The sequence below is a fragment of the Nostoc sp. LEGE 12454 genome, from assembly GCF_056620565.1.
Genome location: NZ_JBWQXL010000090.1, coordinates 1 through 7,609, shown reverse-complemented (window position 1 = coordinate 7,609; position 7,609 = coordinate 1). Strand labels below are relative to the sequence as shown.

The 7,609-nt window shown below is 45.8% G+C and carries 16 protein-coding genes; 11 read left to right on the top strand and 5 right to left on the bottom strand.

From position 1 onward, the window contains the following. Positions 1 to 194 (top strand): hypothetical protein (locus AC1F2U_RS34260; protein WP_480265190.1); only part of this gene is annotated, 194 nt, incomplete at its 5' end. 71 nt (positions 195 to 265) lie between these two features. Here the strand turns inward: AC1F2U_RS34260 and AC1F2U_RS34255 are convergent. The 5 genes from AC1F2U_RS34255 to AC1F2U_RS34235 form a co-directional block, all read right to left on the bottom strand. Next, a complete protein-coding gene (locus AC1F2U_RS34255) occupies positions 266 to 931 on the bottom strand; it encodes a hypothetical protein (protein WP_480265189.1) in 666 nt (221 codons plus the stop codon). Between the two features lie 61 nt (positions 932 to 992). After that, positions 993 to 1,688 carry a hypothetical protein gene (locus AC1F2U_RS34250; RefSeq protein ID WP_480265188.1) on the bottom strand — a complete coding sequence of 232 codons (696 nt, stop codon included), beginning with the start codon at positions 1,686 to 1,688 and terminating at the stop codon, positions 993 to 995. 71 nt (positions 1,689 to 1,759) lie between these two features. Continuing rightward, a complete protein-coding gene (locus AC1F2U_RS34245; protein WP_480265187.1) occupies positions 1,760 to 1,963 on the bottom strand; it encodes a hypothetical protein in 204 nt (67 codons plus the stop codon). A 267-nt stretch (positions 1,964 to 2,230) separates the two neighbouring features. Beyond that, complete coding sequence (locus AC1F2U_RS34240) at positions 2,231 to 2,389, bottom strand: hypothetical protein (protein ID WP_480265191.1); 159 nt, start codon at positions 2,387 to 2,389, stop codon at positions 2,231 to 2,233. Between the two features lie 664 nt (positions 2,390 to 3,053). Next, positions 3,054 to 3,251 carry a hypothetical protein gene (locus AC1F2U_RS34235; RefSeq protein WP_480265186.1) on the bottom strand — a complete coding sequence of 66 codons (198 nt, stop codon included), beginning with the start codon at positions 3,249 to 3,251 and terminating at the stop codon, positions 3,054 to 3,056. A 13-nt stretch (positions 3,252 to 3,264) separates the two neighbouring features. Between AC1F2U_RS34235 and AC1F2U_RS34230 the strand changes: the two genes are divergently transcribed. From AC1F2U_RS34230 to AC1F2U_RS34185, 10 genes are all read left to right on the top strand, one after another. Then, positions 3,265 to 3,567, top strand: coding sequence for a hypothetical protein (locus AC1F2U_RS34230; RefSeq protein ID WP_480265185.1), 303 nt, complete (start codon positions 3,265 to 3,267; stop codon positions 3,565 to 3,567). Beyond that, a complete protein-coding gene (locus tag AC1F2U_RS34225) occupies positions 3,542 to 4,012 on the top strand; it encodes a hypothetical protein (protein WP_480265184.1) in 471 nt (156 codons plus the stop codon). The genes AC1F2U_RS34230 and AC1F2U_RS34225 overlap by 26 nt, the downstream gene beginning before the upstream one ends. Next, positions 3,999 to 4,253, top strand: coding sequence for a hypothetical protein (locus AC1F2U_RS34220; RefSeq protein ID WP_480265183.1), 255 nt, complete (start codon positions 3,999 to 4,001; stop codon positions 4,251 to 4,253). Before AC1F2U_RS34225 ends, AC1F2U_RS34220 begins: the two co-directional genes overlap by 14 nt. A gap of 9 nt (positions 4,254 to 4,262) precedes the next feature. After that, positions 4,263 to 4,775 carry a hypothetical protein gene (locus AC1F2U_RS34215; RefSeq protein WP_480265182.1) on the top strand — a complete coding sequence of 171 codons (513 nt, stop codon included), beginning with the start codon at positions 4,263 to 4,265 and terminating at the stop codon, positions 4,773 to 4,775. Next, complete coding sequence (locus AC1F2U_RS34210) at positions 4,775 to 5,047, top strand: hypothetical protein (RefSeq protein ID WP_480265181.1); 273 nt, start codon at positions 4,775 to 4,777, stop codon at positions 5,045 to 5,047. Before AC1F2U_RS34215 ends, AC1F2U_RS34210 begins: the two co-directional genes overlap by 1 nt. Continuing rightward, positions 5,029 to 5,568: a hypothetical protein gene (locus AC1F2U_RS34205; protein WP_480265180.1), complete on the top strand. Its 540-nt coding sequence runs from the start codon at positions 5,029 to 5,031 to the stop codon at positions 5,566 to 5,568. Before AC1F2U_RS34210 ends, AC1F2U_RS34205 begins: the two co-directional genes overlap by 19 nt. A gap of 28 nt (positions 5,569 to 5,596) precedes the next feature. Then, entirely contained in the window at positions 5,597 to 5,890 is a 294-nt protein-coding gene (locus AC1F2U_RS34200; RefSeq protein WP_480265179.1) for a hypothetical protein, read from the top strand. Positions 5,891 to 5,956: 66 nt separating this feature from the next. Beyond that, on the top strand, positions 5,957 to 6,241 hold the full coding sequence (locus tag AC1F2U_RS34195) for a hypothetical protein (RefSeq protein WP_480265178.1): 285 nt from the start codon (positions 5,957 to 5,959) through the stop codon (positions 6,239 to 6,241). After that, entirely contained in the window at positions 6,241 to 6,543 is a 303-nt protein-coding gene (locus AC1F2U_RS34190) for a hypothetical protein (RefSeq protein WP_480265177.1), read from the top strand. The genes AC1F2U_RS34195 and AC1F2U_RS34190 overlap by 1 nt, the downstream gene beginning before the upstream one ends. 506 nt (positions 6,544 to 7,049) lie before the next feature. Beyond that, positions 7,050 to 7,609: IS110 family transposase (locus AC1F2U_RS34185; RefSeq protein ID WP_480265176.1), on the top strand; the 560-nt coding region annotated here is incomplete at its 3' end.

Below are 7,609 nucleotides of genomic sequence, written 5' to 3'. Positions count from 1 at the left end.
CCAATGAGTCTGAAAAAATCCCCATGCTGATAGGGGATTTCCTCGTCATAATTGACCGCTACATCGCTTGGAGAACTAAGAATTACCGCTCTACCAAACAATTTAGAGAACCAGACATTACCGCTCGCACCTGGGACGAGCTGCGGAAGCTTCAAGACCTGCTGCGGCAATCTCCAGAACTGTTGCAGGACTAAAGCTTTTACGGCATTTTTGACAATACCACCTTTGCACCAAGGTGTTGTCGGATAACTTGTAGCTGCCGTTTTTAAAAATTAGTGTTGTTCCGTTGCACCTTGGGCATGGTGGGCGATTCATTCTTCCAGCCTCGGATTAGTTTCTCAATCTGAAATGGTAATTTACCATCCGCGATCGCAATTTCCACATCTGCCTTTTTGCGCTTGGCGATGATACTGTCCACACTACCCAGGTAAAGGCGGTTTTTCTTCCTGCCTACCATCCAGCAATAGCGGTAATACCAATATTTATTACCAGAACGCTCGACCCAGTATTTCTCTACCCAGTGGGTATCGTGTTGGGGCGCAACTTTTTTAGTATGTAATGCTACTTGCCCACCAACACGAGTTTCTACTGTGGTTGCAACAGTGCTTGAGGTAACTTGCGCCCCAACACGTAATTCCCACTGCTCCCAAGCTTGCTCGAAATCATCCCGGTTTAAACAGTCGTCTGGGTCTGGTGGCTCGTCACTATCGTCAAAGAAAATTGTCAGTTGTCCGTTGTCGCTTACCTTGTGTGGGACTTCCCCAAAGTCGGCTTCCTTCCAGCGATTATCCTCTCCTTGTTGGGGCGCAAGTATTTCATCCCAGTAAGGATCGTGAATGGTAGAACTTGTTTCAACTGTTGGTGCGTAGCTTGCCGCCGGAGGCATCGCAAACAGTGCTAATTGCCCAGGCACATCAGAATTATGTTTCATAATGTTTTTGAACTAATAAAAACCTCGGCCGTTACAGCGGCCTTTTTTTTATGCATAGGAATTAACCAGAGGGGAATAATTCATCCCACTCTGTAGAATTCCCAAACATTTGAAGTAAAAGATTGTAATTACGCGGAAACTCCCACCAACGCTCACGTAAACATCGACGTATAAAACCTTCTGGATTAAGAATTTTATCTAAACCACCACGGAGATTAAATATTAAAAGTCCTAATTTAATCTCATTAGTTGGACGTTCAAGGATTTCTTTTTCAGAGGAGTCATAATGTATACCCGCTTCTGCCAGAGTCTCTAAGTTGATATCAGAATTAGAATGCTGCTGCTGTATATCACCCGTGACGGCAGATTTATCATTTGAAGGGTTTGAAGTGTAACTTAAATTATGGTTTTGTAAGTTTTTTTCTCGCTTCTTTCTCGGTGGCTTCAACCATTCGAGGGGTCTTACAAGTAACTTAAATATCTTCCAACTGTACTGTTTAACGACTTGGATAACTCTGTGTTCTACAAGAGTATCGAATATCTGTTTGAGGTAATTGTGTGAGTATCCTTTACCTCTTGCTTTGGCTACTGTGGCGTTGAATTCTGATAAATCTGGCTCGACTTCTTCTGCTATTACACCCTGCCTCATTAGCCATTGCCAAAGTGATTTAGCAGCCGGGCAAATATGATGTTTGTAGCAGAATGCTTCGTGTTCTTCCGTCCAAGGAAGTGCATTTTTTAATGAATTTTCTGGCATAATACTATTAGTTTGTTTTCGGAAAGCCACCCACGATCGCTAAATCTCTGGTGGCTTTTTGATTTTTTTAGTTAGTCGATCGAGAGATACACAACACCGGCTCCGTCGCATTCAGGACAAGGTTCTGTGTATCTATTACCGTCGAAGTCGTCCTCAGCAACTTCACCGCCGCCGCCACAGGCATGACATTCTATTTCTTCAAGTGTCAGCCCCACTTCGTAGCCTTCGACTTGTCCGCTTTTGAATACCTGAGTCTTTTTCTTTGGTTTTTCCATTGGTCATTCCTCATTCGTCATTCGTCATTCCTCATTAATTCGTGGCGATCGCACTCCGGTTTGAGGTGAGGCGATCGCCACGAATAAAGCCGTCTACCCAAACAGGTAAACGGCTTTATTCTTTATGTGGTACATCTTGCAGAACTTCTGCTAATAGTACATGTAGGCTTTCTATTTCTTCTGTTAGTTGCTTGCTGTTATGTAGGCTGCTTTCAAGCTGCTTTTGCTGGGATTCAATTACAGTTAAGCAGGCTTCGTGTAATTCCTTCAGCCTACGGTATATTCCCCCAGGAGTTGTTTCTCCTGTATGAGTAATCCGTGATCTAGCTTGATTTCTCCCCTCGCTATCTGGATAAAAAATTGTGTCCGATTCAGTCCTAACTGAGATGCTTTCTCTCTCAAAGCTTCCCAGTCTTCCGATGACATTCTCACAGTTGCGTTGATCGTCTTTTTGTCTGTCGTGGTTTCTTCTGTCATTTGTGATAGCCATAGCAACCCCTAAATTATTGCACGTGCTAAACGGAGGATTCTGCACGTGCTTTACAAAAAATATGCTTGACTTCTATTATTGCACGTGCAATAACTATTAAAAGATAGTAGCACGTGCAAGTTAATTTTGCACCACAACATCGCTCCCCAACGCCTAACCCTTTGCGTTGCAACCGGAGCAAGCACCCGCGCCACCTTGCGCGGAAACACCCTTTAGCTGATGCCCAATACCTAGTAGGAGGTAAATTGATTGAACATTCCGCCAGGATTTGCCAAAAATTGTTGGACTAATTGGTATCGCGGGTATCGTATCGCTACCAGAGACCGAACTCAGTGTGATTCTTGGGAAAAGTTCTGGAACCGAAGACTCAGAGCATTAGAAGACTATTCCCGCTATTAACACTCCCAACCAGACAGAGATAGCAGCCTGTAGCGGTAACGCAAATGAAAGACCTGCCGTGGAGTTGAGCAATTAAAAAGGCGATCGCCAGACCTTTGCTTGAGCTTGAACCTATGGAGATAACATGACAATCACTGTTGACGAATTAATTAGAAAGCTACGATGCCTGCCCGATGATGCGGAGCTAGGCACAGGAGAAGGTCAAATGAGTTCGGTAGTAGTTGGAGAAACTCTAATAAGGCTCAAATTTGTGAGCCTCGACCGTACAGACGAAGAAATACTAGCCTCGGAAACAACACAGTAAGGCAGAGGATGACGAGGAGGAGGAAGGCTAATTAAAAAGGCGATCGCCAGACCTTTGCTTGAACGATCGCCAGATGTAAATGGATTTAATACCAAGGAGATTTTACCAATGTCCAAGCCATTAGGCTACTACACGGGATACACACCCGGCGACAACTCACTTTTAGAAACAGTTCAAGAGGAGTACGGCAGCACATTTGAGAAAATGACCAAGCGAGAAAAGCTGGTTATTCTGACCGTCTTGGCATCACATATTGGTTGCCAGCTTGACGGAGATGTTCGGGAGCAAATTTTTGCGATCGCAAAACAGATGAGAGATGAGCTTTCACTCTCCGACCAGGCAGGAATCATGCAAGCGATTATCGATCAAGTCCGCTGGGGGCAGAATGCAGAACCTGTACACCACTCCTGAAGCAGCCAAGTTAACCAACATTCCAGAAAGCACGATCCGCAGTTGGTTAACCCGATATCCTTCAGTGTTCCAGTTTGATATTCATGTCATCAAGGATGAACACAAACAAAACCTCTGGACTGATGCGGGAATTGAACTGTTGCAGAGTCGGCGTGCGTCGAAAAATGCAACGGATGACGATGCAAATTTTGACGCAGAATCCGACGCACCGGATTTACTTGAGTCGCTGTTAGAGGAGGATGCACAGCGACTCGCCAACGAATATTGGCGACAGCTGCCGGGGCGAACATTGCAACGCATTAAACAGATGCGGGACAATCCCACACCCGAACAACGCCAAATAGTGCAACTATCAGTCCGCGCTGCAATCAACGCCGGAACCGAGCATCTACTCTTACCCACATATCAGCCGATGTTGCTAGAGGGAGGAGATGAAACAGACTAAACAACAGCTTACCAGTAAGGTTGTACCATTCACCGGGGAATTTTACCCAACGGCAACTGAAGCCACACCATCCGGAAATAACCTCGCTGCATTTTTAGTGATGATTGCAGCTGCACTAGTTGCTGGCTTGAGCATAGGTGCAATTTCCACGTACCAAAGCGCGGATCAAGTGCAACTGCGCGAAATGAAAGCGCAAAGCCAACAGCTTGAGAAAGTCAAAAACCAAGTTTGTAACAGATAGGAGTAAACAATGGGAATCCTGGCACGAATTACCAGCGCTGCAAAGTCCAGCAACAAGAGTAATGAATCGTCGCTCTCTACTGGGGGCCACGGAATTGATAAAAATCGGGTGCTTGCCCCAACAGATCCAACCGTCATTAACCCAGTAAACGCGGGGAGTTGGGAGACTGTCAGGACAGCACCTATCAATGATACGCCACGCTACTTTAACAAGGCTGAGGCTGATGCACTCAAAGCTTGTGCAACCCAGAAGACAGGAGAAGCGCGTCAGGCGAAACGCGCCTACAAATCTCTCAAAAAACTTGAACAATCGGACGCACAGGTACACACTGCCCATCGCAACTACATTAAGGGAGTTGCAGACAGCGAACTCACTAAAAAGCGCTCTGACGCCTCCACTGCAAGGCATCTCCACACGCTGCGACCTGAATACGCAAAACTGGGACTTGGACTAGACCGCGCTGAAAACAGGGCACAGCAACGAATTGACGAACTCAAAGCCCAAATTAAGGAAAAATACTAATGGCAAAGGCGGTACACCTGGGGGCTTGGTTTCTCCTGGGGTGTATCGCCTCTAGCTTTGTGGCTTGGCTAGGGGCGCTGCATCCAGCTTTGTTTCGGGTGATGTGTGTTATCTACATAATGTCTGGGGTCGCTCTAGCCCTTGCCCTACTGACAGATGACGCGGTGAGACAGTTTCTCAAATTGTCCGAACCAGATTATTATGCCTTGCTGATTGCGATCGCAGTTTCGATTGTTTTGGGAGGAATGCTGTCATGGCTGATAGGTGGTTAAAAACCAACTGTTTGCTAGCTAGCGCTACAGCTTTTTGGCTAGCTGCACTTTCTCCCCTGCCCCAAATTGGCAAAGGAATCAGCTACAGCTTGGCACTTGTTGCATCAGTGCAACTAGTTGGGGAATCGCGGCGGCTCATTGCACAGGATGCCCGACGTGCAGCGCTATCAGCGATGAACCAAGAACTGGAACAGGTAGAAATTGGACTGCATACTCAGCAGCAAGAGCAAGCGCTCTATGAAATTTATGGCGCTGCACCAACTTACCCGCCGGAAGTTAAGGAGGAGTTAACCACTAGCCTAGAACACTTATATAAAGAGCCGAGCGCGGATCGGACCGGTGAAACTTCCGCTTCCACTTCCGACAATAAAGCCTTCTATTTGGCAGTAATCGGTCTGTTGGAAGTCAAAGGGGAAACTTATGTGATTGAGCAAATATTGAAAATGGGGGGCCGCCGATGGGAAGAGGGCAAGCGGCGATTACAGCAAATTTTAGACGAGGGACAGAGGAATGGATGGTAACGAAGTGCTAAGTTTGGCGCTTGTCAAAATGGCAACATCTCCGGTCAAGGCAGATCGAGACGCGATCGCGAGACTTGAGCGTGAATGTCAGACGGACATTGCAAAAATCACTGCTTCATTGGAAGATTCACAAATCATTGCCCAAGCTATCAACAGCCAGTCACCGGGTAAAGGACTCAAGATATTAGCAACAGGTCTGTTTTGGTCTGGTGTTATTGGTATTGCCACCATGTTTGTCAGACCTTCTTATGTGTGGTGTGGCGTGTCGCTGGGCTTCGTGTCTGGGATTGCTGGCAGAGTTATGGAGCCGTTCAAAAGTTAGCTATCGCGTCTCTGGGAGGAGTGCGATCGCGTTTTCATCTACCAATGTCAAAAATATCACACAATCATGAACAAAAACATAGAGTTTATTAGTTATTACGACTTGGACAGAGAAAACAAACATGGTTTCTCTTCTAAAGATATTCCAACCAACGAACGATCCCTAATAGTTAAGGAGCAAATTATTCCTGGTGCATTTGGTTATCCAGATATGTATATACGACATTTAAAAGTAAGGTACGGCAATCGGGATTACCCGATAATTAGCATGACTGATTACGAACTCGATGTAATTAAAAGACTAGAAATTATTGCTGGTGCTGTGAAGTTCTTAGGAGAGTCAGGAGTTTAATGTTTGGATTTGACGGTGATACTAAAGGGCTGAAAATTATCCTGGAACGCATCGCAAGTAATGATGATTCAGGAAAGTTAACCCATAAAGAAGTAAGAGCTTATGCAAGGTGTATGCTGGCAATTTTTGAAAATCTGAACATAGATACAAAGTTAGAGGCAGAAATCAAAATTTTGCTAGCAGCGCTTTCTAGAAGTGGCATTCCTCATTACGATCGCTCATTCATGGCTTCGAGAATATTGGAATTACTCGAACGAAATGACAAGTTAAAAATTCAAGAAAAGTCAAACGAGCATTTTTAAAACGACTATGAAACTGAATAAATATTCCATTCGACAAAGGCGAGAGTTCATAAAAGACATAATTCTTGATACCAAGCCCAACTCAGGCACGACACTTGTTTATCACTATGAATACGAAGTAATTCTCCTGAATAAAGCTTTTACTAATAGTTTAAAGAAAAAAGCTGCGGCAAAAAACTTCACATTAGAATTCGCTGTGTACACCGCCCGATGAGCCGATTGACTCGCCGGCGAAACGCGATCGCACATGATCGCGTCGCGGACTGGAGTCCAACCCAGACGTACAGCACATACACACAGCAGCTTAGGGCTTTTTGATGGAATCAAGCTGCATGGCTTTCGTGACTTCGTAAGCTCGGCTGCTGTGATTGTGCTGTTCCCTCCCCTATGTCACCAGAAGTTACCGCTTCTGGTTTTGCCTTGAGAGTGAATTAGGCTCAACGGCCTTCGGGTGATTCGCAGGCATGGCATCAGGGAACAAGACGAAACCACCCAGGAGTAACTGAATGATTAGAATTTTGGGACTTGATGTTAGCAAGTCCTCAGTTTCGGCTTGTTTGCTCACGAATAAGCCCGAAGATCCACGTCAATTTTATTACGAATGTCCGTTTTTTAAGTTGAGCGCTGATGCAAAAGGTATTCAAGATTTACTCGCGCTCAACGCGGACATTGCACTACTAGAACCAACTGGCAACAATTACAGCAAGCTTTGGGGCACTCACTTGGCACGAAGCGGGGTAGAAGTTCGGTTGGTGGGCCACAAGGAATTGCGAAATTATCGAGCCAATCACTTGGCACTACCTGACAAGGATGATGATGCAGATGCCTTGGCGCTGGCCTGCTATTACTTCGATTACCAAAAAGACCCGCGGCGATTTGTCCAAATTCGCGATCGCACTATTGTCAGAATCCGCGAACTCGTGCTGAGACTCGCTCATTTAAATCGCGTTCAGTCTCCGATCGTGAATCGTGCGCGGCAGGATTTAGCGTGGCAGTTTCCAGAAGTTGCACTAGTAAAGTCCCGGCGGGGTGAATTGGGTGAAGCGCCTTTGCTTTGGGGGTGGCT